Here is a 23,671-nt window from a genome sequence, read left to right on the forward strand (position 1 = left end):
GTAAAACTGTTATGGCTTTAAACGCGCTACTGGTATAAATTTTACTTGCGTGCTGCGTTCCCAGAGGCTGCGCAACCTACGTTTAAAAATAGCATCCCAGTAGCGCTATGACATTTTTAGAGTGTATCGACTATATTTACGGGTTTTGATAAATATCGATATTCTCACTAACAGAAGCCTCACTAGCAGAGGAGTCGATAGGCGAACCCTCTTCAGTCACCACTATAGGCGTGGTGGCTCGGGCTGGGCTGGGTGCGACTGCACTACCCGGCTCATCAGCAACGCGCGCGGCAGCCGAGCGCTGCACAACTGGCGCTAACACCGGATTGGCCAGATTGTCCTCATACATAATATCGTCTTCACTAATCTTTACCCCTCTATCGTCGACAACGGTCGTCAATAGCACAAGCTCGGTCACTCCTACGGTGTCGTTGGCGATATCGATTAAGTGGCTTTGCTGCGTCGGTGTCACACGTCCCATGACATAGACCACGCCGTTGTTGCTCACCACCTTGATTTGGGAGGCTTTGACGCCGTTACTTGTCGCGACTTTTGCCAGCATTTTTGAGGTGATATAACCATCATGGACAGTCGAGCTATAGCCCTTTGAGGCACTGACGGTCAGCTCATTATAGACACGTCGCACGTCTGGCATGGAGCTGACGACGTTTTCTATCTCCGTCTTGATCGCAGCACTTGGCACCTCACCGGTCAGCAGTACTTCACTATTAAAGCTATCGATACTCATGCGGCTGGTTTGCTGCAAGTCTTCTTTTAGGCCATAAACATTGATTTTGGCAGTGTGTTCGATGCTACGATCCAGCAGGCGCTGCGGAATGGTACGCTCAGTCATGGGCACACCATAAGTCCCTTGTGTACTGTTGGTCAGATAATTGGTGGTACAACCCGTACTAATGACGCTTGCCAGCAGCACAGCACCTATCGTCATGCGGTATGATGAGCCAAACATAGCAGTGCGCAAGTGCATCCGTGTCATGATTTACCTCTTAGAGCCTGATGAAATAAGTAAGATATTGGCGATGATTGATGAGCAAGGCATGCCATCGCTTTTTTATTGAGCTACTTTACTCAATTTTTTGGGTGAGCGCTTAGGCTTTTGGTAACGATAACTCAACCGACAAGCACCTTGGCATCGCTCGCGCACGCTCAGACTCATTAATACAATAAGAATCAACACCAAGCGCGCCAAGTGCACTCAGTAATTATGCTCAGTCATATAAGTAAAAAAGCCAAGCCCGCCTTACCAAGCATTTGCCATAAACGCGCCTATCAGCCACTGCGGCGACTCAGACATGTGGGCTTCTGCGAGTTTGTGCTTGCCTGCGGTATCATAAGCAATGACATCAAACCGGCAATCAAAATCTCTATACTCAGGGTGCTGCTGCAAAAAATAGCGCGCCGCCTTGATGAGTTTGTTTTGCTTGGATTTGGTGACGCTCAGCAGCGCATCGCCAAACCCTGATTGGCGCCGTTGACGCACTTCGACAAACACTAGGGTCGACCATGCCGCGCCCGTCTCTAGCATGACCAAGTCAAGCTCGCCGATTTTGGGTTGTTGCCAGTTTTGTGCAATCAGCGTCAAGCCTTGCGCCTGCAAAAACGCACAAGCGCGCTGCTCAAACAAGCTGCCTTGACGCTGCTTGGGCGAGCTAAGGCGTAAGGGTTTGTGATGGGTCATAAGAGCAAGATACCTGCTGAACATTTCAGAATTATCATAGCACAACATGATAAACTAACCACTTTTGCGCCTTGTCTATATATTTGGTCTGTCACCATGGCCTGCATTCATGGGGTTGTTACGGTCTTTATTATGATTATGATGTTGTGTTAAAGACCACACACCAAACGCCAAGATAGAGCGTGGCGCTATATTGTATGCCCGACTTTTATAACAGAGGTTTTCATGTCCATCCCTACCGCGATGCCAGCTTGTTTATATATCGTTGCCACGCCGATTGGTAATCTGAGCGACATGACGCCGCATGCCATCGATGTCTTAAAACAAGTGGCCATCATTGCCTGTGAAGACACCCGCACCTCCGGCAAACTGCTATCGCACTTTGGTATCCATACCAAAGACAACAGTAGCGAGGCTGACGCGCCCAAAGCGCATAATAAGCTATGGGCCTATCATGAGCACAACAGCGCCATCCAAACGCCAAAGATTATCGAGATGATCCAGCAAGGCCATTCCGTCGCTTTGATCAGTGATGCTGGCACACCACTGGTCAGTGACCCAGGCTATCAGTTGGTACAAGCGGCGCATGCCGCTGGCGTGAGAGTATCACCTGTGGTGGGTGCATCGGCTGCCATTGGCGCGTTATCGGTCGCAGGGCTGCCATCAGATCGCTTTAGCTTTATTGGGTTTTTGCCTGCCAAAACTCACGGTCGCCAAAAACAACTGACCGCCTTAACGACACGCACCGAAACCTTGATATTTTATGAAGCGCCGCACCGCATTCTGGCAAGCTTAGCGGACATGGCGGCGATATTTGGCGCTGATCGTGAAGTGGCGTTTTGCCGTGAGCTGACCAAAACCTTTGAGACTGTGCACAAAAGCACGCTTGGCAACTTGATTGAGTTTGTCAAAGCCGATGACAATCAGCAGCGCGGCGAAATCGTCTTGGTAGTCGCAGGTGATCATATCACACAAGACGCCGACGACATCAGTGTGCACGATGCGTTACTACAACGCCTACTGGAGGATTTATCGGTCAAAAAAGCCGCCGCCTTGGCCGCTGATATCACTGGCTTGAAAAAAAACGCGCTCTATCAGCGCCTGCTTGAGCTACAAGCGAAATAGCTTGTGGTTATAAAAAATACTATACCAACAAATTAATCATTGAGTGAGGAGAGAGCAAATGTACGATGTAATGGCGATAGGCAACGCCCTGGTGGACCACGAGTACCTACTGTCCGATGCTGCCCTAGAAGAGACGGATCTGACCAAAGGCAATATGACGCTGGCGGCTATCGAGGAGCAGCAGCAGCTACTGGCGTATTTCAAACTGGCAGAAATCGCACCCTCAAAACAAGCTGGTGGCGGCTCAGCGGCCAATACCATGTACACCTTTGCCAGCCTCGGTGGCAAGCCGTTTTATGCTTGCCGCGTCGGTGATGATGCTCAAGGTGAGTTTTACCTAAAAGACTTGCACACTGCAGGCGTCGCTACTTCAAAAAAATCCGTACATACAGGCGGCGTCACAGGCTCTTGTGTGGTAGCGGTGACCGAAGATGGCGAGCGTACCATGCAAACCTATCTTGGAACCTCAAGCGACATCACAGCAGAAAATGTCGACTTTGACGCGCTGACGCAAGCCGACTGGCTATATCTAGAAGGCTATCTGGCGATGACTGAGAGCATCCAACCTGCGATGACCAAACTGCGCCAGCAAGCAGGTCTTCATAACGCCAAAATCGCGGTGAGCTTCGCCGACCCTGCGGTGGTGAAGTTTGCCAAAGACGGCCTACTCAATATGCTCGGCAATAAAGTTGCAGTGATATTCTGTAATAGCGAAGAGGCCAAGCTATTTACTGACAAAAAACAAATCAAAGCCGCCGCCCGCGCGCTCCTTGAGTATTGCCAGACCGCAGTCGTCACCGATGGCGCGAATGGCGCAATCATCGCTCATAAGTCAGATGACCACTCAGAGCTGGAGATTTATGAAGTCGCCACGCCAGCGGTGGCCAATGTCATCGACACCAATGGCGCAGGTGATAACTACGCGGGCGCTTTTTTATATGCGCTATCGCAACACTATAGCCTGCCTGAGTGTGGTCGTCTGGCAAGCGCTGTCGCCGCCCAAGTCATTCAGCAATTTGGCCCGCGCCTTGCCTCCCAAGACTATAAAGAGATTGCGCAGCGCGTATTATCCGCTTAATAAGCATATAGGGCGTGTCCCTAATTCAAGCGTTTATGACTAAATGGGCTAAAAATGGCTAAATCTTTGGCAAACGGTGTCAAATAGCTGGCCAATATCTTGATATTACCTGCGCTATTTTCCTTGTTTGCCTGCGATTTATCTCATTTTTATCACCATTTTTAAAATAAGGACACGCCCTAGTCTAAGCGATATTTCGTGCCAAATAAAAGCCCATATCTTATCGATATGGGCTTTTTTGTGACGTATAAATAGCGTACGGATATGACCAGTATGACGATATTAAGCCGCAGCCAATGCTTGTGCCAGATCGGCTTTGATGTCGTCGATATGCTCGATACCGATAGAGAGACGCACCATGTCAGCACTGACCCCAGCGTTGGCAAGCTCTTGCTCATTGAGCTGGCGATGGGTGGTAGTCGCTGGGTGACACGCCAACGATTTGGCATCACCGATATTGACCAAGCGCGTGATCATCTGCAGCGCATCGATAAAGCGGGCGCCAGCCTCCAGCCCGCCTTTTACCCCAAAGGTTAAAATAGCAGAAGGCGTGCCTTTCATGTATTTTTTGGCCAGCTCGTGCTCAGGGTGGTCCGATAGACCTGCGTACTTAACCCAAGCGACTTTGTCATGGTCGCGCAGATACTCAGCGACGGCCTGGGCATTTTGTACATGGCGCTCCATACGTAGGCTGAGCGTCTCCATACCTTGCAAAATACCAAAGGCATTTAATGGGCTGATTGCTGCCCCAGTGTTGCGTAGCGGTGCCACACGGGCACGAGCGATAAACGCCGCAGCGCCGACGTCTTTGACAAAGTTGACACCGTGATAGCTCTCATCTGGGGTATTGAGCAGCGGGAAACGCTCAGGATAGTCGCCCCAAGGGAACGTGCCACTATCGACAATCGCGCCGCCGATCGAGGTGCCCGTACCGCTCATGTACTTGGTCAATGAATGAATGACAATATCCGCGCCAAACTCAAACGGGCGGCAGAGCGCAGGCGTCGCCACCGTACTATCGATTACCACAGGCACGCCATACTCGTGAGCGATATCACTTAGCGCTTGGATATCTACGATATTGCCCAGCGGATTGCCGATACTCTCAGCAAACACCATTTTGGTCTTATCATCGATAAGATCGCGAATTGCTTCTGGCTCTTTGTGGTCAAAAAAACGTACTTCAATGCCTTGACGCGGTAGCGCATGGGCAAACAAATTATAAGTACCGCCATATAGCGTCGATACCGCAACGATATTATCACCCGCTTCACAAATCGTCTGAATGGTATACGTGATGGCCGCCATACCTGACGCCACCGCCAGCGCTCCGATACCGCCTTCTAATGCAGCCACCCGCTCTTCTAGTACCGCATTGGTTGGGTTCATGATACGGGTATAGATATTGCCTGCGACCTTGAGATCAAACAAGTCAGCACCGTGCTGGGTGTTGTCAAACGCGTATGAGCTGGTGTGATAAATAGGTACGGCGACCGCTTTGGTCGTTGGCTCAACTTGGTATCCGGCATGGATGGCCAAGGTTTCAAGACGCGGTGTATTTTGGTTTTGCTGGTCTGGTTGTCCGTCACTCATACTGTGCTCCTGTGTAGGTATTTATGATTCAATAAGGATATCATGATAAAAAATGTCAAATCGTTATCTTTACGCCGCTGTCGCTAAACGCCATCTACAAAAACGATAGGCATAAAAAAAGCTGAGTTAATCATAACTCAACTTCTTTATGAAAAGAATAGCAAATCATTCATCTCTTAATGACAAAAACTCATAAGCAACCATACTATTTGATCTAAGTAGCTTTGTTTAAGTAACTTTATTTAAGATTTAAGTAGCGTTGTCTAAGCTGAATGATTTGAGCAACTTTGCCGCGCCGATTATTTATAATACGCATTTTCAGTACGGCTGTGGTCGGTTTCGTCAACCACTTGCGTCAGCTCAGGAATCTGCTGCTTAAGCTGGACTTCGACACCTTGGCGTAAGGTCATATCCACCGCTGAGCAGCCCTGACAGCCACCACCGAACTTGAGCACGGCTGTCAGACCAACGCCTTCTTCGTCGATCAGCTCTAGCAAGTCCACCATACCGCCGTGCGCGGCCAAGCCTGGGTTAATCTCTGATTGCAAGATATAGTTGATACGCTCTTCGACACTGGCATCAGCACCGACCTTTGGTACTTTTGAGTTTGGCGCACGGAAGGTGAGCTGCCCACCAAAACGGTCTTTATTATAATCAATCACCGCATCTTCTAAGTACGGCACTGAAGCCGCCTCAATAAACGCCGAAAAATCGTCATACGTGAGCACCAAATCCGCGCTGTCTTCTTCGCCTGGCTGATTGTACGCCATGCAGCACTCGGCGCGCGGCGTACCTGGATGCTCAACAAAAATACGGACACCGATACCGTCGGTGTCTTGCTTAGCCAACAAATCGGCCAAATAACCTTGCGCCGACTCTGTGATAGTGATGTTACTTTTTACGTCCGCTTGCTCAGTATCTAGCGCTGACTCATAGTCTGCTGACTGATCCAACTGATTAGCAGCTTGATTGTGCTCACTCATAATGTTTCCTATGTGTTATGACACAAACGCGATACCTGTCGTGGCTACTGTGTCGTGAATGTAGAGTGTGTAACGATAAGGGGGTACCAACTGCACCGATTTATCATCTGATGGGCGTGTCTGTCACGGGTTGCTCACGCCGACCAAGGCTTTGTGGCACTTATACTCATTATTATAGCGTATTCAGGCGACAATTCCGACTGCCCCACTGTGAATTAACACCGCTTGCAGACAGCCTTGCCCTGTATCTAATCGTTGATATGCTCTCCTTTATATAAAGACGACTCTCATATTTATCAAGCAGCACCTCCGAGGTTGTTTCTCAACGCTTGACGCTTTGGCCTCTGATGCTCTAATTCTTGATGCTCTAATTCCTAGCGCCTTATTTCTGATGCCTTTATTAGGGCGTGTTGAACATTCGCAAATAGGCACTGCTGATCGCTAAAATTGTTCCAGACAAGGCACAAAGCGACGATAATGCAGATGCCTTAGCGAGATTTGTAACGCAGTATGGGGCAATTTTAGCATCAGCCCGCAGGGACAGGACTCTTTTTTGCCGCTTCATCGTTAAAAATAAGCACTTAGAATGACTAAACTTATTATTTTTAACATCGAATCGCCTAAAAAATAGTCGCTGTCAGTGCCATGGTCGAATGTTCAACACGCCCTATTTATCGCTCAATTTGCTTCATTCATATACTCATTTGGCTAGGTTGGTCACAAAACGGCCATCAAAGACTCATCAATTATGGTATAACTAAGCGGCAGTTATAGGGATATTGTGATAAAAACTGAGGGTAAAAGAGCGCTTTATGATGACACGGACGCGGCATATCGTGACGACCAAGGACGGCGAGCAAATAGCCGTTTGGCGGGTAGCAAACAGTATCAAACAACACGCGGACGCAACGGCTGGCGCACCTTGCGCCCCTGACACAAGCGTCAAGGCACAAAATATATTTTTGACCCATGGCACCTTTTCAGACAAACAAACCTGTCTAAAAATCGCCGAGTATCTGGCCGGTCTGGGCCATCAGTGCTACATCATGGAGTGGCGCGGCCATGGCGACAGCCCAGCGCCTAAAGAAGCGTTTGATTTTGAGACCGTCGCAACCTATGATTATGAGGCGACTTTTCGCTACTTTTTTGATGAATTACAACTCAATAATCTACACTGCGTCACCCATAGCGGCGGCGGCTTGGGCCTGACGATGTTTTTGATTCAATATCCAGATTATATCGATAAAATCAACAGCGCCACTATGTTTGCCTGTCAAGCGTTTGGGGCGGCCGCCAGCCCTATCAGCTACGCCAAGATACTTGCCGCCAAGCTTGTGACAAAAGCGGTCGGTTATATCCCTGCCAAAAAGCTCAAACTGGGGCCGATCAACGAAAGCTATCACACCATGAACCAGTGGTTTGATTGGAACTTGCAACAAAACTTTAATAGCAGCCGCAAACAGTTTGCCGACAATGCCCCTTTTGATTATCGACAGCACATGCCGATGGTTACGATGCCTATCTATGCCATCAGTGCCAAGGGTGATAACTTCATCTCCCCAACCGCTGGCTGTCGGCGGTTTTTTGATGCCCTTAACCGCGCTACTAATAGCAGCCCTTCTTCTGCCCCCACCTCTACTAATAATAACGCTACCAATATCTTTCGAGAGTATGCGCGCAGCTATGGTGATTTAGACGATTATACCCATAGCCGCATTATGATTAGCCGTCATGCAGCGACAGAGATTTGGCCAACAGTCGCCGCTTGGATCGAACAGCACGCCAGATGACTTGATCGTTATAGCGCCAGATGATCACCACCGTAAAGGCGTTAGCGTCTGCTCGCTCCTTTTTTGGTAAATCAGCAAACCCATACTCAGCAAACCCATACACGGTATAAAACATCTTTGCACTTGTCAGTGGCGCTGCTGCTGTGTCAGTATTGGCAGTATGGTTTTTAGCCTTTATTTTTATTAATGACATATCAATGGCAGGACAGTGGCACATATGGGTGATTCAGTAGAGCAGCAAACAGATAAGCGCAGACACTATCATTATCTGGTCTTTATCGGACGTTTTCAGCCTTTTCATCGAGGGCATAAAGCAGTCGTCGACGAGGCGCTACAGCGCGCTGATGAAGTGATTATGCTGATTGGCTCAGCCAACCTACCACGCAGCCTACGCAATCCTTTTAGCGTCGCTGAGCGTGCCGCGATGATTAAGGGCGCGTACTCATCTGCTGATGCCGCGCGCATCCACTGCGTGGGGTTAGATGATGCACTATATAATGACACGCGCTGGCTTCAATACGTACAAGCCGGTGTCAAATCTGTCACAGGTGATTTGCAAAGTGATATCGGCCTGATAGGCCACTCAAAAGACAGCTCATCGTATTATCTATCATTGTTTCCCAACTGGGATTCTGTCTCCGTTCCCAATTATCACAACCTATCAGCCACGCCTATCCGCGACAGCTATCTGATGGGGGCAACGCCAATACCTGAGCGTACGCCTGAGTCCACCCGTCAAGTGCTCGATGATTTCAAAAAAACTGAAGACTATCAACAGCTGCACGAAGAAGCCGATTTTATCGATAAATATAAAAGACAATGGCAGGCTGCGCCCTATCCGCCCACCTTTATGACTGCTGATGCGCTGATTGTACAATCAGGCCATATCTTATTGGTAGAACGCCGCAGCATGCCAGGACGTGGGCTTTGGGCGTTGCCCGGTGGGTTTGTGAACCCAAAAGAGACCTTGTTTGATGCCTGTATCCGTGAGCTACGCGAGGAGACACGGCTCAAAGTCCCTGAGCCAGTATTACGCGGCTCTTGCCATAGTCAGCATACCTTTGACGATCCGTACCGCTCCGCGCGCGGTCGTACGATTACCCAAGCGTTTTATTTTCAGCTAAAAAACGACCCGAAAGGCTTGCCCAAAGTCAAAGGCGGCGACGATGCGGCCAAGGCTTTTTGGCTACCGCTGGCTGAGCTGGACGCCACCATGATGTTTGAAGACCACTATGCGATCATTACCAAAATGGTAGGGCTATAATAGGCAAACAGCGCGCTGAGTCTTTATGATTATTGTGTTAAAAGCAGGCTAAGTAACGTTTTTATGCCGGCACCGATAGACGGTAACGGCTCACCGCCGCAGCTGTCATATAACAAGGCAGCCGCGGTATCTCAACGCAGAGGAGTTCTGTGATGTACACTAGCAATCTGAGCAACTTAATCTTAAATAGCGACAGCTACAAGACCTCACATTGGATGCAATACCCAAGCGGTAGTGAGTATCTGTCAAGCTACATTGAGGCGCGTAAAGGCAACTACGACGTGGTGTTTTTTGGTCTGCAAGCTTTTATCAAAGAGTACCTTAGCACCCCTATCACCTATCAAGATATCGATGAAGCCGAAATGGTCATTCAAGCGCATGGCTTGACGTTTAACCGTGCAGGCTGGGAGCGTTTGGTCGATAAACACGGTGGCTACCTGCCACTACGTATCGAGGCCGTCCCTGAAGGCAGCATCATCCCTGTCTCAAACGTCGTCTGCCAAGTCATCAATACCGATCCTGAGTTTTACTGGCTACCAAGCTATATCGAGACCGCACTGCTACGCGCTATTTGGTACCCCTCCACCGTCGCTAGCGTCTCGCATTACTGTAAAGGCATTATTCGTCAGGCCCTAGAAAAGTCTGCCGACAATAGCGACTCGCTTACGTTTCGGCTGCATGATTTTGGCGCGCGCGGTGCCTCTAGCCAAGAATCAGTCGCTTTAGGCAGTTTGGCGCATTTAGTAAACTTTGCAGGGACTGACTCAATGACGGCGCTGGTCGCCGCCAGCCGTTGGTATCGGATGGATAAAGACATGCCAGCGTTTTCGATTCCGGCCGCCGAGCACAGTACCATGACCGCTTGGGGCCGCGATGGCGAGACAGCTGCCTTTGCCAATATGCTTACGCAGTTTGGCGGCGCGGGCAAAAGTGTCTCTGTGGTCTCTGACAGCTATGATTTATGGAACGCCATAGATAATATCTGGGGCGGCCGCCTCAAAGACGAGGTTCAAAACATGGGCGGCACGCTGGTCATCAGACCAGACAGCGGCGAGCCTGCCAAAGTGGTACGCGAAGCTTTAGAGCGCTTGGCTGTGAAGTTTGGCACCACCATCAATAGTAAAGGCTATAAGGTATTGCCAGATTATGTGCGTATCATCCAAGGTGATGGTATCAGCCCAAACACTTTGGGCAGCATCATCGATGTGGTGCTAAAGGCTGGGTTTAGCGCGGATAACATCACCTTTGGGATGGGCGGCGGATTATTGCAGCAAGTCAACCGCGACACCATGAGCTGGGCGATGAAAGCCAGCGCCATTTGTATCGATGGCCTTTGGAAGGATATCTATAAAGACCCTGTGACCAGTCGCTCAAAACGCTCAAAAAAAGGCCGCTTGGCGTTGATCAATCAGACCCAAGGCCAACCAAAAACCATCAAACTCGACGACTTATCGACTGCTGACAACCTACTACGCGATGTGTATGTCGACGGTAAGCTGTTGATCGACGACAGCCTGACCACCATTCGGGAGCGTGCAGGATGGTAGCTTCTCTAAACTTATCCAAAAAAGATATGCTGCTTGCGCCAATTTATCTGTATCAAGGTATCAAGGTCAAACGTGATACGGTACGCCTCCCTGAGCCTACCGGTGAGAGATGCGGCCGGGTCACTCTAGTGTCAGCGACTAAGACGCTCGCCCAAGCATCGAAGCCTGCGCTACAGTTGATGATCGTCGGCGACTCCGCAGCAGCAGGGGTCGGGACGTTGACACAGCAAGAAGCGCTGGCAGGCAAGCTAATCCCCATTCTGCAGCAACAGCCAATTATTCATAGCCAGTTTGCTGAGATTGTCTGGTCGTTGCAGGCGACGACGGGGCACACCAGCTTTGATATTTTGCGGCGATTGTATGTGCTGTCTGCGCCCAGCGAGCCTGTTGATATCATGGTTTTGAGCGTCGGGGTCAATGACACCACAGCGAACGTCTCCCCCGACCAGTGGCAACAGCAACTCGAGCAGATCATCACCATTGCTCAGCGCAAATTTGGCGCGCGCAAGATTGTCTTCTCAAGCCTACCACCGATGGCGCAAATGCCAGCACTACCCGCGCCGCTCAACGCCTTTATCGGTGCCAAAGCCATGGCACTCGACAAGGTGTTGCAAAACGTGTGTCAGGCTCAGGGCGGTGTACACTACATGGCCGCTGACTTTGCGATGATGGCCGAAATGCACAGCGGCAGTAGCCCCATTGATAGCGCGGCGATGTTTGCCAGTGATGGCTTTCACCCCAGCAGCTTGACTTATGGCTTGTGGGCGCAGCAGCTGGCGGCGCTAATCGCACAGCTCCTTGAGCGCTAACAGATGCTGGCTGATTTGACATAAAAAAACCGCTGATTATTCAGCGGTTTTTTTATACTGCGCCATATAACATGACGCGATAAGCGCATATTACTCAGCAGAGTCAGCCGCTTTTTTGCTACGGCCACCGAATGCACCAAAGCGTTTGTTAAAGCTAGCAACACGGCCTTCAGTAGAGGTTTTACGCTGCTCGCCTGTATAGAATGGGTGCGATGCACTTGAGATATCAAGTGGGAAGTATGGGTATTCTTTACCTTCGTACTCACGAGTGGCTTTTGTGCTGACCGTTGAGCGAGTCAAGAAAAACACATCAGCGTTGGTGTCGTGAAACAAAACTTCTTGGTAGTTAGGATGGATATCTTTACGCATAATAATCTCTCTATGTCCGATGTATGTATCAGGCGGCTTGATGAGCAATCAAACACATGCTGGCATACGTAACTGAGGCACTAAGGACATGTCTAAGAGTGGCAACTGCATCACTGGCTTATTCCAGCACCCAACACCACGCCTCTGTTCACTTAGCCTTTCCCCAGCGGGAAAATCAAACCGCGATTTTAACGGTTTTTGGCATTTGATGCAAGAGCGTGTCCCAACTTTGCGCGGCATCTTTTACCCCCACTAGAGCCGTGCTGGCACTTCTACGCCGCTCCCTGCTAAATTAAAAACCTGTGCTCATACTTTTATATTCAATATATTACATAAAAGCCTTTCTCTTCTTGTTTACCCCTTGGTTTGTTGATATATTCGTACATACGGATTTATGAATATATCAACAAACCTCTGAGGGAGCAGAAGGATGGATACCGTACAGATAGATTTTCTTAATATCGATCAACAGTGGGACAAAAAGATAAAACACTGTCATTTTGATATATATCATTTATCAGGCTGGGTGGCGGCTTCGGCGATAGTCGATAAAGGCACACCGATGGGACTGATGGCCACCTATAAAAACAAACAACTTTTTTTGCCCATTATCATCCGCAAAATAGACTCAGCATACTGGGATGCAACCACCACTTACGGCTATGGTGGCCCACTGATGGACAAGTCGCTTAGTGATGCGGAGGCAGATTATATGCTGCAAGCAGTGAAGGAGCGGCTTTTTGCTAAAGGCTGCGTGTCGTTATTTATGCGCCTGCACCCTATTATCAATAAAGACTGGATACCGACGGTTGGTAAGGCTTTGACTCATGGCCTTACACTGATGTCTGATCTGAGTCAGTCTGAGGCCGCGCACTGGAGCGAGACGCAAAACCGTCATCGCCGAGGCATCAAAAAAGCCATCAAGCATAATGTCGTGACCAAAATTGAGCGGTTGACCAAAGCCAGTGCGCTGGTGTTTTCTACCATTTATAAAGAAACCATGGCGCATGTGCAGGCCGATCAATACTATTTTTTTGATGACGATTACTTTTTTAATCTGCTAGAAAACCTACAAGACCGGATACTACTCATCACCGCCTATCAAGACGATACGCCGATTGCGTCTGCTATTTATACCCTCTGCCGAGAGTCTGGCATCATGCAGTTTCACCTCGGCGGCACGTGCGGTGCCTACTCTCATCTGCAGCCCTCCAAGCTAATTACTCATACCGCCCGCAGTTGGGGTAGAGAAAATAACTATCAAATTCTCCACTTAGGCGGCGGTGTGGGCGGGGCGCTGGATTCTTTATACGAGTACAAAAAAGGCTTTAGCTCACAAGAGTTGCTGTTTAAAACCTATAGGCTCATCATCAACCCAGATAAGTATGCCAAGCTGGTAGCTGCGCGTAGCCTGACCCCAGATGAGTCAGATTCAGACTTTTTCCCCTTATATAGAAAACCTGCCACCACTGTGCCTGCGGTAAAAACCGCACCAGCTGAAGCGCTCGCAGATATATAGAGCGCCCTTGTCACGTCCGTCTTTTATACGACCATCATCTTAATCACCATCACCCTAACCGTCATAAGCCAACACAAAAAGCAGCCACCATCATGGCTGTTCTTGACTAGGGCATATCTTTATTTTAAAAATGTGGATAAAAGTAAGACACATTGCTGTCAAATAAAAAAAGTGAGTACCGGTAGCGCTGTCGCTGTTTTAAAGTTTGTTCAGTATATATAGTTAGCTGAATGTAAAACTGTTATGGATTTAAACGCGCTACTGGTATAAATTTTACTTGCGTGCTGCGTTCCCAGAGGCTGCGCAAAATTCATCCCAGTAGCGCTATGACATTTTTAGAGTGTATCAACTATAGCGCAGGCTAAAAACGCGGCATTTTTCTTAATGTGTACTGTTACAAAAGCCGGATTATTTTACAAAAGTCAACGCTACTTGCAGCGGTCACCCTTTATCGTTTGAGCTAATTTTTATTCTAAAACCACCAGACTGCCTACCTTTTATACCACGGCGCCTTATCGCTTTATACAGGCTTTGGGTTGTCTTGCTCTCGGCTCTACTGACAAAACTCATGCATGTACTTACGTATTTGTCATCTTATGCTCGCCTCAACTTTCGTAAAATATCCCCTATATTAAAACAGCTTTATACGAATGATCAGCATTGACTAACAATGACGATAAGATGTTGAAGTTGGCGATAGGCGCACGCATATCAAAAGCGACCGACCCTATAATTAATAAGTGCAGCCTAAGCGCGGCTCAGGCTATTAAGGATATGACAACGACAATGACACAATCCGTTTATCACAACACCAATTCTAGCCATAGCGGCATACCAGCCAATACAGCCACTGATGAAGCATCGGCGAAGACGGCGGACATGCCGCGACCGGCAAAGCGTGTGGGTATCTTAGGCGGCGGCACGGCAGGCGCGACGATTGCCATTCGCCTGGCTGCATTGGGGCTTGAGACGTATGTGTTTGAAAAAAAACAATCTCTCATCGACGGCCCACCGATGTGCCACTTGCATGCCGGCGGCAACTTGTATCGCGAAATCCCTGACGAAGACTGCGTCGCCTTACTCAAGCAGTGTATCGATATTTTGCGCTTATACCCTTACACCATCGATGTGCGCCCCACCGTGTTTGCCGTCCCAACACGCGATGAGGGCTTGCCTGAGGATTTGTTACCACGCCTTGATATTTTGACAGACGCCTATCGCGAGCTGATCGCGCAGGACCCAAACAATAAAGTCTTGGGCGAGCCTGAGGACTACTATCAGCTCTATAACCATGAGCAGTTGCTGGCGCTGGCCGAGCGTGAGCAAGTCGCCATTCCTCGCAGCGTCGATGAGTGGATGATACCAGTTGCCAAGTATCTGGATTTAAACAAAGTCAAGTTCCCGCTTATCGTCGTCCAAGAGTACGGCTGGAATATCTTTCGCCTCGCCGCGTCAACACAGCTGGCATTGGCAGAGTATGAACACGCTCATGTGTTTACCGATACGACGGTGACACAGGTCATGCCTGTCGATTGTGAAAACTGTACAAACGCCGATCACCATGTGACCAAATGGCGCATCGACTACCAATCAGCAAGCAGCTCGACAGAGGCGGTGCAAAAAGACGCTATCGAGGTCGACTACCTGATCAATGCGTGCGGATTTCGTACGGGCATCATCGATGATATGGTCGGTGTCGCCGTCACCCGTATGGTCGAATTTAAGTCCTCCTATATCACCCACTGGGGCGAAGCTGGTGGTCAGATACCCGAGATCATCGTCTACGGCAATCGCGGCACCCCTGAGGGGATGGCGCAGCTGACGCCTTATCCTGATGGTTATTTCCAGATTCATGGCATGAGTCATGCCATTACTTTGTTTGATGATGGGTTGGTGGCGTCGAATACTGACAGCGCCCAGCCCAAGCTACCGCAGCAGTACGTACACTACATCGAGGATGGCTGGGACAAAGCGCCGCTACAAGCGCGTAGCCAACAAGCCATCGAGTATGTGGCGCAGTTTGTACCGACCTTTCATAGTGCTCGTAGCGTTGGCAATGCCCTATATGGTGGGCAGCAAATCCCTGGAGAAGACGATACTTTGCGCGTCGCTGACGTCAGCTTGTACGCCGATATCCGCTATGCCCGTGCAGAAAACGTCAAAGCCTCCTCGACCTTGATTGCAGCGGATCAAATCGTCAATGAGCTGGCTGAGCTGGGTTTGGTGACAACAGATACGCCCGCAAACCGTCACCGCTATGCTCATAAATGGCCATATCTGGCGCACAACGATAGCTTGACCATCGATAGTGTGGCTCGCGAGCTGGCTGAGCAGCGCGGTTTTCCGGTGGCCATGGCGGGAGTAAACCATGGTATCCGTGAGGCCATACTGTCTAGCTTATGAGGCATCGCTTATCTTGGCTTATTTTTGCTTCTATAGTCGATACACTCTAAAAATATCATAGCGCTACTGGGATGCTATTTTTAAACGTAGGTTGCGCAGCCTCTGGGAACGCAGCACGCAAGTAAAATTTATACCAGTAGCGCGTTTAAATCCATAACAGTTTTACATTCAGCTAACTATATCCCGCTCACAGCGCAGACGAGGCAAAACTCCGACTCAATAATTCAATAAAAAAAGCGCAGACCACCGATATTAGATGGTCTGCGCTTTTTGGCCTCTGAGCGTCTTGCTCTCTGAGAGCTTTAATCTCTGAGTTTGGCAGTCTGTGAGACTTTGCACATTTTAGCTGTCGCTGCCCGCCATTTTTTCGGTATCGACAGCATCGTCGATGGTGACCACCGTCTTTAGCATCTCAATCGCTTCACCGATGGTATTACACACCACCAGACGCGCCAAATCTTCTTGCTTCATAAACCCTTGCTCAGCGGTATAGGCCAAGTGCTCTATCATCCGGTCATAAAACCCATTGATATTCAGAATAATCATGGGTTTTTCGTGCTGATAAAGCTGACGCCATGTGGCAATCTCCATGATCTCCTCGAGCGTGCCAAGCCCACCTGGTAAGGTGATAAAAGCATCGGCATACTCTGCCATGACGGTTTTGCGCGTATGCATGGTGTCGGTCAAATGTAGGCGCGTCAACTGATTGTGAGCGATTTCGTGTTTGAGCATAAAGGTTGGAATCACACCGACCGCTTGAGCGCCGCCGTTGACGACCTCATCCGCCACCGCCCCCATCAGCCCGATGCTAGCACCGCCATAGACCAGACCCATGCCGTTTTTTGCCAGCGCAAGTCCCAGCTCGCGAGCGGCTTGCTCATACACCTCATGATTACCTAGGCGCGAGCCGCAATACACCGCAACCAACGGCATGGTCAGTGAGGATTTATCAACGGCTTTTTCGATATTGGTGATATCTTGACTGGTGATGACTTCATAAGTGTCGTTATTGATTTTCATTTGCATAGTGCTTCCTTAATTTTTATATTATTGTTTTTAGGTGAGTGCTCAGTTGACTGATGACGATAAAAATGTGACAAAGCGCCGCTCCAGTCATAGCGTATAGAACTTACAAGTCATCATTGCCCGCCTCAGCTACCCTCATTTATCTTAACATAAGCGGTGCTGTTACATGAGCTTGATATCATCAAAGCTGCGCATCAGAGTTTCATAACGGACTGACCATCACGCCGTTAGAGCCAGCAGAGCTGCCCAAACCTTGTAGCCGCCACAACCATAAAACACCAGCCCCCACACTATAGATCAGACCATAAGGCCAACTCATGGAAGAACCGCAAAACTCCCTACCAACAGACAGTCATGTCATAAAAACCGATGCCCTGAGTATCATGACTGAACGCAATCAGCCGCTAGCCGCGACAGTATATCGCCCGCAACATACAACAAAAGCGGCGGTCATGATAGCGCCTGCCACTGGTATTAAACGTCAGTTTTATCACCATTTTGCCACTTATTTGGCCACGTGCGGTTTTGGTGTATTGACCTTTGACAACGAAGGTATCGGCGAGTCGTTAAGCACTGAGCTGTCCAAATGTGACGCCTCATTGATCAGTTGGGGGCGTCATGACCTGCCAGCCGTGCTTGATGCCCTGCAAGATGAGTTTGCCGATACCACATATCATATCATCGGTCACAGTGCCGGCGGTCAGCTGATTGGCTTGATGCCAAACTATCAGACCGTACAGTCTGTATTCAATGTCGCCTGCTCGTCAGGGCAAATCAAAAACATGGACATGCCCTATAAGCTCAAGGCCATGGGTTTTATGGATGCTTTTATTCCACTTAGTAACTTGGTATTAGGCTATACACCAGCGGATAAAATCGGTATGGGCGAGCCATTACCACGCGGCGTTGCTCGACAGTGGCGCGAGTGGTGCAATGGCGCAGGCTATATCAAAACCGCCTTTGGTCACAGCATACATACTCATTTTTACGATGAGCTTAGCATGCCCGCTTTGTGGTTAGGGTTTAGCGACGATGATATCGCCAACAGCGACAATATAGACGACATGATACGTGTGTTTACCAAGATGCTGGTCAAAAAGCGTTTTTATACCCCGCAAGATTTTGGTTTAAGTCATATCGGTCATATGCGCTATTTTAGTCGCCGCACCCATGCAAAAGCCCCAGCACTATGGCAAATGGCGGTGGACTGGTTGGAGCAGCAGCGTTAGAGCATGGCTTTTTAAGGCGTCAATCTTTTTGCGCATCTTCTGCTTTGACACGTTGACGTAGAGCAGAGTACAGCGACGGCTGCAAATTATGGATATTACCTAGCATCCACTTGATATAGCCAATGGGGACTTCGGTGATAAGTCGGCCTTTATATTTGCCAAATGGCATCCTACTGGCAGGATTGGCTTGATTGGCGATGGCATGAGCCGCGGCAAAGTCTGTCGGCGCGATTTGTAAACGCGTGCAGCATGCTTGATACAGCAAATAACACATACGGGCGTCACCCAGCGCATCATGGGCGGCGCAGGTCAGCTCACTCGCTGCAGACTTACCCAGCAGTTGCTCGATACATTTAGACTGACCGTAGTAGCGCCATTCTGGGAAGGCCACACGGGCGAGCCGCACCGTACAGATCAGCTTGGTAGTCGGACGGCCTATCACGCGCCAGTCAAAGCGCACATTATGGCCGATGAGGTAGGTGGGCAAATCAAACGCTTGTAGATCAAAACGCTCAAGACCCGCCACATCATCGTCGGTGATACCGTGTACTTTGATGACCACCGGTGAGATGGCACGGCCACTATTAAAGTACTTCATCCACTCAAACCCCGTCGCTACGTTGATGGTAGCAACCTGAATCGGTCTTGGGTCACGGCCTTGATCGGTTTCGGTATCGATAACCAAAGCAGTATCAGTCAGACTTGGCATATTGAGGCAATCAGTCATAAAGCTCGCTGTAGCACGTTGGATATCCATAATCGATAACAGTCTGTTTTATCCAGCGCAAACAACGCACGGTATCCCACAGACTGCCTTGTTGTTTATGGGGCTAAAAGCCAAAGATAACAAGCAGATATAACAATGCGATACAAACCCGCTAGCGCAGGTCTCTTATAATATCTATGACCATACTGACAAAGGATCGCTATGATTGCCGATGGCAACAAGCCACCACCAAGGCCCAATCCACCACCGCGGCCTAGGTTTTTTCGCCGCCTACTCAAGCTGCTGATTAAAGCAGCAGTATTGTTGATGTTATTGTTTGTATTAGACAGATTATGGCCCAGCATCAGCCAGCAAGCCCAATCCTTTGTCATCGCCAAATGGCAACAGCTCAGCTTATTGCAGCAAGATCTGCCAACAGAAAACAGCCTGCCCTCGCCACTGCCTCAGCAAAACCTAAGCGACACGTGGGGCGCAGCGCGCAGTCAAGGCCGCACACACGAAGGGATCGATATATTTGCCGCGCGAGGCACACCGATACAAGCGACGACAGCAGGCATCGTCAGTAAGGTTGGCGAAAACACCCTAGGCGGGCGTGTGGTGGTCATCGTCGGTCCTGGCGGCGCTGGCCACTACTATGCGCACTTAGAGGAGTATGCCGATATCGCCCCCAATGACTGGGTCGATGTGGGTGATATCATCGGCTATGTCGGCGATAGCGGCAACGCCAAGGGCACACCGCCGCACGTACATTATGGGATTTATATCCAAGGCAATGCGGTCAACCCCTACCCGCTTTTGCAAAAATCCGAGCCTGCCCGGTAGCCTGTCATGATAAGCACGACGATTGCTTGCGTATCCATCTGACATTGGCTAATAACCATCAAACCTCAGCTAATGGCAGCAGAGCGCACGTAATTTGGCGGAAACACCGCACTAAATGTCGAGCCGCTGCCTTCTACCGACTTGATTTGTAGGTTGGTTTCATGCTGGTATAAGACGTGTTTGACGATAGCCAGCCCTAAGCCTGTGCCACCTGTGGCACGGCTACGACCCTTGTCGATACGATAAAAACGCTCTGTCAGGCGGGCAATGTGCTGCGGCGCAATACCGATGCCATTGTCCTCGACGGCGAAACGGCAACCCTCTGCTGTTTTGGTCCAGCTGACGGTGATATCGCCACCTTTTGGCGTGTATTTAATCGCATTGATCACCAGATTGGATAAGGCACTGGTCAGATATATCTCTGAGCCGTACAGCCCATCATAGGTATCTATCTGTAGATGGATGCTATGACCGTACTCTTGATTGTAGGCCTGTGCATCATCATAGATATGAGTCAGCAGCTTGATCATATCGATATAATGCAGCTCATGAGCCTCTTCGATTTCGATACGCGATAGCAGCAATAAATCATTGACGATTCTATTCATGCGCGCTGTCTGCTGGGTCATCAGCTCAAAGCCGCGCTTCCAGTGCGGCGGCATGTCTGGCTGATCCGAAAAGTTCTCTAAATACCCCATCATCACGGTCAGCGGCGTACGCAGCTCATGCGAAACGTTGGCCACAAAGTCGCGGCGCATCTCTTCTAGATGATGCAGACGCGTCACATCGTAGATGATCAATAGCTTTTCGTCGGCAAATGGGGTCAGCTCACACTTTAAATAGCGCTCAGGCGCGCGCCATGACTTTATATGTACGCCTTCGTCAGCCAGCGTCGGCGCTTGATAGTACTGACGAAACTCAGATGCGTCAATAAAGTCAAAAATACATCGGCCTTTATCTGCTGCCTGCAATAATAGTAAATCTTCAGCGGCCTGATTCCACCACTCCAGACCATCACTGTCATTGAGTAAAATCACCGCATCGCGCAGCGCCCGCAGCGCACTTCTTATTTTTTTTAATTGATCGGTGGTGTTTTGTAGCGCTATCGGCTCTGAGATATCTTGTTCGGTACATTGCTTTGACATTATGTTACTCATCCATTTTTCGTGACCTATTTTTTTGCCCTACTTGTTATCTCGTTATCATTATGATGATTATCCCTATCTGCTAATTGGCCCTTACTGATAATCACTTACTGATAATTATGGTGATTATAGCTGGACTGGCAACAGAATTGCGGTGGCTATTTTGAGAGTATGAGCGCCGATCATTTGGCCTCAACAACGCTTGAGAAGCGATAACCAGTACCGCGCACCGTTTGTATCAGCTTATCGCAGTCATGAGGGCGCAGCAGTTTGCGTAGGCGTTTGATATGCACATCGATGGTTCTGTCTTCGATATAGACATTGCCGCCCCACACTTGATCAAGCAGCTGGGTGCGCGTATAGGCACGCTCAGGATGGCTCATAAAAAACGCCAACAACCGATATTCGGTCGGTCCGACATCGATGATTTGCCCAGACGCCATGACTCGCTGGCTTTTGGGGTCGAGGCTTAACTTTCCTATCTCAATATTCTTGTCGGCGCTCAAAGCATTGCTACGGCGCAACACCGCTTTGATCCTTGAGATCAGCTCGCGCGTCGAAAAAGGCTTGGTCATATAATCATCTGCACCCGCATCCAGACCGTGCACCTTGCTGTCCTCTTCGCTTTTGGCTGTCAGCATGATGACGGGTATCTCAGCGAGTAGCTCATCACTTTTGAGCATACGACAAAAATCAATGCCGCTTTTGTCCCCAGGCAGCATCCAATCTAGCAAAATCAGCGCTGGCCGATGGTCGACCACTTGTTGGTGCGCCTCTGGTACGTCCGTTGCCTGCAAGCTATCAAAACCAGCCATCTCTAGCGTCATTACGACCATCTCGCGGATTGCAGGTTCGTCTTCAACAATCAAAATTTGCTCATTATACATAGGGTATTCTCAGTGATAAGGGACAAAACAGACGTATAAAAAAGAGCGATAATCACTCGCCACTGCTTGCCTATTAAACGCGGTAATTGTGACAGTTTGATGACATTTGTCATTTAAGCGGCTGCTATAGACCAAGCCACTTCCCTTAAACAGATGGCACTCACCATCATGATTCACATTTGATGCTTTAGCTCACGTCTAATATAAAATTCAGTGGCCCATCATTGATACTCGCAACCTGCATGTCTGCGCCAAACTGACCCGTCGCTACCTGAGGGTGCTGACTATTGGCATAGTCGACTAGCTGAGCAAACAGCACGCTCGCTGCCTCTGGTGGCATGGCACCGCCAAAATCAGGACGCCGGCCTTTGTCGGTCTTCGCCATCAGGGTGAACTGTGATATCAGCAGCAGCCCGCCAGCGACTTGCTGGACGTTTTTGTCCAGTTTGCCATATTTGGTAGGGTCATCGTCGTTTTCAAAAATACGATAGCCAAGGATTTTATCAATCATTCGCTTGGCCGTTTGTAGGTCGTCTTCAGGCCCCAAACCGATATATGCCAGCACGCCGCGCTCGATACGCCCGACACAATCCCCATCGACGCTGACGCTCGCACCATGTACCCGCTGTATCAATGCTTTCATTTATGCTCCCCTTTACCAATTATGCTCATACAAACTTAGGCTGTCCATGATAAAATATCATCATTTATTTGCCTATTTATTACTCTCTCACCTTTATTTTGGTCGCCGTATTATGAATGTATTCACCACCTTGCAGCAGCTTGTCCCGCAACAAAAGCTCAGTAAAATCGCTGGCCGTTTGGCTGCCAGTCGCCATCCCTATGTCAAGCGCACCTTTATTCGTAGCTTTGCAAAAGCCTATCATATCAGCTTGGATGAGTATGAGCGCCAAAACTTAGGTGCTTATGAGAGCTTTAATGACTTTTTTACTCGTGAGTTAAAAGCAGACGCGCGTCCTATCGATGCCACGCCGCAGGGGATTGTCAGCCCAGCTGACGGCATCATCTCGCAGCTCGGTCAGATTGACGATCATAAGCTTTTGCAGGCCAAAGGGCGCTACTATGATATCGGCCAACTGCTGGCTGATAGCGAAGATGGGCATTATTTTGCCGATGGCAGTTTTGCCACAGTCTATCTGGCACCCAGCAATTATCACCGCGTGCATATGCCATTTGCTGGTACCTTGACCAAAACCCGCTATGTGCCGGGCACACTGTTTTCTGTCAACAACACCACGGCTGCCAACATACCTGACTTGTTTGCGCGAAATGAGCGTTTGGTGTGCCTGTTTGATACCGCCTACGGCAAAGCTGCGGTCGTGATGGTCGGTGCGATGATTGTCGCGGGTATCGAGACAGTCGCCACTGGCAAAATCAGCCGTACCGACGATATTCAAGAGGCCGAGCACGATATGAAGCTTGAAAAAGGCGATGAGCTTGGACGTTTTTATTTAGGTTCAACAGCAATAGTAGTGTTGCCAAAAGGCGCAGAAGCAGCATGGCAAGACAGCCTGCAAGCCAATAGTGTGGTAAAAATGGGACAGCTGCTAGGCTTAGCAAACCCTATTAATATTGAAGAAACTGTGTAAGCTACAAAGCAAACTCTAAAAAGCTAAGCAATAAAAAGGGCCAATA

21 protein-coding genes are annotated in these 23,671 nt (G+C 49.3%); 11 read left to right on the forward strand and 10 right to left on the reverse strand.

All coding sequences use genetic code 11. From position 1 onward, the window contains the following. Positions 1-136 precede the first annotated feature (136 nt). Entirely contained in the window at positions 137-997 is an 861-nt protein-coding gene (locus ACNFVB_RS11885) for a BON domain-containing protein (protein ID WP_430737629.1), read from the reverse strand. A 264-nt stretch (positions 998-1,261) separates the two neighbouring features. Continuing rightward, positions 1,262-1,747, reverse strand: a complete 486-nt coding sequence (locus ACNFVB_RS11890) for a YraN family protein (protein WP_105244206.1) — start codon at positions 1,745-1,747, stop codon at positions 1,262-1,264. Between the two features lie 177 nt (positions 1,748-1,924). On the opposite strand from ACNFVB_RS11890, the gene rsmI reads away from it, so the two are divergent. Together rsmI and ACNFVB_RS11900 are read left to right on the forward strand one after the other, a co-directional pair. Then, complete coding sequence (gene rsmI, locus ACNFVB_RS11895; protein ID WP_430737630.1) at positions 1,925-2,824, forward strand: 16S rRNA (cytidine(1402)-2'-O)-methyltransferase; 900 nt, start codon at positions 1,925-1,927, stop codon at positions 2,822-2,824. A 58-nt stretch (positions 2,825-2,882) separates the two neighbouring features. Continuing rightward, positions 2,883-3,902 carry an adenosine kinase gene (locus ACNFVB_RS11900; protein ID WP_430737631.1) on the forward strand — a complete coding sequence of 340 codons (1,020 nt, stop codon included), beginning with the start codon at positions 2,883-2,885 and terminating at the stop codon, positions 3,900-3,902. Positions 3,903-4,184: 282 nt separating this feature from the next. Here ACNFVB_RS11900 and ACNFVB_RS11905 read toward each other — a convergent pair whose 3' ends face one another. Together ACNFVB_RS11905 and nfuA are read right to left on the reverse strand one after the other, a co-directional pair. After that, on the reverse strand, positions 4,185-5,495 hold the full coding sequence (locus ACNFVB_RS11905) for an O-acetylhomoserine aminocarboxypropyltransferase/cysteine synthase family protein (protein ID WP_430737632.1): 1,311 nt from the start codon (positions 5,493-5,495) through the stop codon (positions 4,185-4,187). A 299-nt stretch (positions 5,496-5,794) separates the two neighbouring features. Further along, a complete protein-coding gene (nfuA, locus tag ACNFVB_RS11910; protein ID WP_075102549.1) occupies positions 5,795-6,478 on the reverse strand; it encodes a Fe-S biogenesis protein NfuA in 684 nt (227 codons plus the stop codon). Positions 6,479-7,290: 812 nt separating this feature from the next. Here nfuA and ACNFVB_RS11915 point away from each other — a divergent pair. From ACNFVB_RS11915 to ACNFVB_RS11930, 4 genes are all read left to right on the forward strand, one after another. Then, positions 7,291-8,268: an alpha/beta fold hydrolase gene (locus tag ACNFVB_RS11915; protein ID WP_430737633.1), complete on the forward strand. Its 978-nt coding sequence runs from the start codon at positions 7,291-7,293 to the stop codon at positions 8,266-8,268. A gap of 217 nt (positions 8,269-8,485) precedes the next feature. After that, the gene (locus tag ACNFVB_RS11920) at positions 8,486-9,532 is read left to right on the forward strand and encodes a bifunctional nicotinamide-nucleotide adenylyltransferase/Nudix hydroxylase (protein ID WP_430737634.1); all 1,047 of its coding nucleotides are present in this window, start codon (positions 8,486-8,488) and stop codon (positions 9,530-9,532) included. A gap of 152 nt (positions 9,533-9,684) precedes the next feature. After that, on the forward strand, positions 9,685-11,079 hold the full coding sequence (locus tag ACNFVB_RS11925) for a nicotinate phosphoribosyltransferase (RefSeq protein WP_430737635.1): 1,395 nt from the start codon (positions 9,685-9,687) through the stop codon (positions 11,077-11,079). Beyond that, positions 11,073-11,888, forward strand: coding sequence for an SGNH/GDSL hydrolase family protein (locus ACNFVB_RS11930; RefSeq protein ID WP_430737636.1), 816 nt, complete (start codon positions 11,073-11,075; stop codon positions 11,886-11,888). The genes ACNFVB_RS11925 and ACNFVB_RS11930 overlap by 7 nt, the downstream gene beginning before the upstream one ends. A 90-nt stretch (positions 11,889-11,978) precedes the next feature. On the opposite strand, the gene ACNFVB_RS11935 is transcribed toward ACNFVB_RS11930, so the two are convergent. Further along, a complete protein-coding gene (locus ACNFVB_RS11935) occupies positions 11,979-12,257 on the reverse strand; it encodes a type B 50S ribosomal protein L31 (RefSeq protein ID WP_075102544.1) in 279 nt (92 codons plus the stop codon). Positions 12,258-12,687: 430 nt separating this feature from the next. Here ACNFVB_RS11935 and ACNFVB_RS11940 point away from each other — a divergent pair, with 430 nt between their 5' ends. Together ACNFVB_RS11940 and ACNFVB_RS11945 are read left to right on the forward strand one after the other, a co-directional pair. Then, the gene (locus ACNFVB_RS11940; protein ID WP_430737637.1) at positions 12,688-13,776 is read left to right on the forward strand and encodes a GNAT family N-acetyltransferase; all 1,089 of its coding nucleotides are present in this window, start codon (positions 12,688-12,690) and stop codon (positions 13,774-13,776) included. A gap of 879 nt (positions 13,777-14,655) precedes the next feature. Next, on the forward strand, positions 14,656-16,179 hold the full coding sequence (locus ACNFVB_RS11945; RefSeq protein ID WP_430738531.1) for an FAD-dependent oxidoreductase: 1,524 nt from the start codon (positions 14,656-14,658) through the stop codon (positions 16,177-16,179). Between the two features lie 342 nt (positions 16,180-16,521). Here the strand turns inward: ACNFVB_RS11945 and ACNFVB_RS11950 are convergent, their stop codons facing one another. Beyond that, a complete protein-coding gene (locus ACNFVB_RS11950; protein ID WP_430737638.1) occupies positions 16,522-17,205 on the reverse strand; it encodes a TIGR00730 family Rossman fold protein in 684 nt (227 codons plus the stop codon). Positions 17,206-17,522: 317 nt separating this feature from the next. Here ACNFVB_RS11950 and ACNFVB_RS11955 point away from each other — a divergent pair, with 317 nt between their 5' ends. Beyond that, a complete protein-coding gene (locus ACNFVB_RS11955; protein WP_430737639.1) occupies positions 17,523-18,434 on the forward strand; it encodes an alpha/beta hydrolase family protein in 912 nt (303 codons plus the stop codon). A 19-nt stretch (positions 18,435-18,453) separates the two neighbouring features. Here ACNFVB_RS11955 and ACNFVB_RS11960 read toward each other — a convergent pair whose 3' ends face one another. Continuing rightward, the gene (locus ACNFVB_RS11960) at positions 18,454-19,161 is read right to left on the reverse strand and encodes a putative quorum-sensing-regulated virulence factor (RefSeq protein ID WP_227526344.1); all 708 of its coding nucleotides are present in this window, start codon (positions 19,159-19,161) and stop codon (positions 18,454-18,456) included. A 201-nt stretch (positions 19,162-19,362) separates the two neighbouring features. Here ACNFVB_RS11960 and ACNFVB_RS11965 point away from each other — a divergent pair, with 201 nt between their 5' ends. After that, entirely contained in the window at positions 19,363-19,983 is a 621-nt protein-coding gene (locus ACNFVB_RS11965; protein ID WP_430737640.1) for a M23 family metallopeptidase, read from the forward strand. Between the two features lie 65 nt (positions 19,984-20,048). Here ACNFVB_RS11965 and phoR read toward each other — a convergent pair whose 3' ends face one another. The 3 genes from phoR to dtd all read right to left on the reverse strand — a co-directional run bounded on the left by phoR (position 20,049) and on the right by dtd (position 22,658). After that, positions 20,049-21,140: a phosphate regulon sensor histidine kinase PhoR gene (gene phoR / locus ACNFVB_RS11970; protein ID WP_430737641.1), complete on the reverse strand. Its 1,092-nt coding sequence runs from the start codon at positions 21,138-21,140 to the stop codon at positions 20,049-20,051. 170 nt (positions 21,141-21,310) lie between these two features. Beyond that, positions 21,311-22,015 carry a phosphate regulon transcriptional regulator PhoB gene (gene phoB, locus ACNFVB_RS11975; RefSeq protein ID WP_105244217.1) on the reverse strand — a complete coding sequence of 235 codons (705 nt, stop codon included), beginning with the start codon at positions 22,013-22,015 and terminating at the stop codon, positions 21,311-21,313. 187 nt (positions 22,016-22,202) lie between these two features. Next, entirely contained in the window at positions 22,203-22,658 is a 456-nt protein-coding gene (gene dtd, locus ACNFVB_RS11980) for a D-aminoacyl-tRNA deacylase (protein ID WP_192992906.1), read from the reverse strand. Positions 22,659-22,770: 112 nt separating this feature from the next. On the opposite strand from dtd, the gene asd reads away from it, so the two are divergent. Beyond that, a complete protein-coding gene (asd, locus tag ACNFVB_RS11985; RefSeq protein WP_430738532.1) occupies positions 22,771-23,625 on the forward strand; it encodes an archaetidylserine decarboxylase in 855 nt (284 codons plus the stop codon). Positions 23,626-23,671 lie beyond the last annotated feature (46 nt).

The organism is Psychrobacter sp. VH5 (genome assembly GCF_050572635.1).
In the GTDB taxonomy this organism is placed as follows: Bacteria; Pseudomonadota; Gammaproteobacteria; order Pseudomonadales; family Moraxellaceae; genus Psychrobacter; species Psychrobacter celer.

Excerpts from the sequence above, each read along its gene's own strand:
- ACNFVB_RS11885 (WP_430737629.1), bottom strand. The coding sequence starts at position 997 with ATGACACGGATGCACTTGCGCACTGCTATGTTTGGCTCATCATACCGC.
- ACNFVB_RS11890 (WP_105244206.1), bottom strand. The coding sequence starts at position 1,747 with ATGTTGTGCTATGATAATTCTGAAATGTTCAGCAGGTATCTTGCTCTT.
- rsmI (WP_430737630.1), top strand. The coding sequence starts at position 1,925 with ATGTCCATCCCTACCGCGATGCCAGCTTGTTTATATATCGTTGCCACG.
- ACNFVB_RS11900 (WP_430737631.1), top strand. The coding sequence starts at position 2,883 with ATGTACGATGTAATGGCGATAGGCAACGCCCTGGTGGACCACGAGTAC.
- ACNFVB_RS11905 (WP_430737632.1), bottom strand. The coding sequence starts at position 5,495 with ATGAGTGACGGACAACCAGACCAGCAAAACCAAAATACACCGCGTCTT.
- nfuA (WP_075102549.1), bottom strand. The coding sequence starts at position 6,478 with ATGAGTGAGCACAATCAAGCTGCTAATCAGTTGGATCAGTCAGCAGAC.
- ACNFVB_RS11915 (WP_430737633.1), top strand. The coding sequence starts at position 7,291 with ATGATGACACGGACGCGGCATATCGTGACGACCAAGGACGGCGAGCAA.
- ACNFVB_RS11920 (WP_430737634.1), top strand. The coding sequence starts at position 8,486 with ATGGGTGATTCAGTAGAGCAGCAAACAGATAAGCGCAGACACTATCAT.
- ACNFVB_RS11925 (WP_430737635.1), top strand. The coding sequence starts at position 9,685 with ATGTACACTAGCAATCTGAGCAACTTAATCTTAAATAGCGACAGCTAC.
- ACNFVB_RS11930 (WP_430737636.1), top strand. The coding sequence starts at position 11,073 with ATGGTAGCTTCTCTAAACTTATCCAAAAAAGATATGCTGCTTGCGCCA.
- ACNFVB_RS11935 (WP_075102544.1), bottom strand. The coding sequence starts at position 12,257 with ATGCGTAAAGATATCCATCCTAACTACCAAGAAGTTTTGTTTCACGAC.
- ACNFVB_RS11940 (WP_430737637.1), top strand. The coding sequence starts at position 12,688 with ATGGATACCGTACAGATAGATTTTCTTAATATCGATCAACAGTGGGAC.
- ACNFVB_RS11945 (WP_430738531.1), top strand. The coding sequence starts at position 14,656 with ATGCCGCGACCGGCAAAGCGTGTGGGTATCTTAGGCGGCGGCACGGCA.
- ACNFVB_RS11950 (WP_430737638.1), bottom strand. The coding sequence starts at position 17,205 with ATGCAAATGAAAATCAATAACGACACTTATGAAGTCATCACCAGTCAA.
- ACNFVB_RS11955 (WP_430737639.1), top strand. The coding sequence starts at position 17,523 with ATGGAAGAACCGCAAAACTCCCTACCAACAGACAGTCATGTCATAAAA.
- ACNFVB_RS11960 (WP_227526344.1), bottom strand. The coding sequence starts at position 19,161 with ATGACTGATTGCCTCAATATGCCAAGTCTGACTGATACTGCTTTGGTT.
- ACNFVB_RS11965 (WP_430737640.1), top strand. The coding sequence starts at position 19,363 with ATGATTGCCGATGGCAACAAGCCACCACCAAGGCCCAATCCACCACCG.
- phoR (WP_430737641.1), bottom strand. The coding sequence starts at position 21,140 with ATGAGTAACATAATGTCAAAGCAATGTACCGAACAAGATATCTCAGAG.
- phoB (WP_105244217.1), bottom strand. The coding sequence starts at position 22,015 with ATGTATAATGAGCAAATTTTGATTGTTGAAGACGAACCTGCAATCCGC.
- dtd (WP_192992906.1), bottom strand. The coding sequence starts at position 22,658 with ATGAAAGCATTGATACAGCGGGTACATGGTGCGAGCGTCAGCGTCGAT.
- asd (WP_430738532.1), top strand. The coding sequence starts at position 22,771 with ATGAATGTATTCACCACCTTGCAGCAGCTTGTCCCGCAACAAAAGCTC.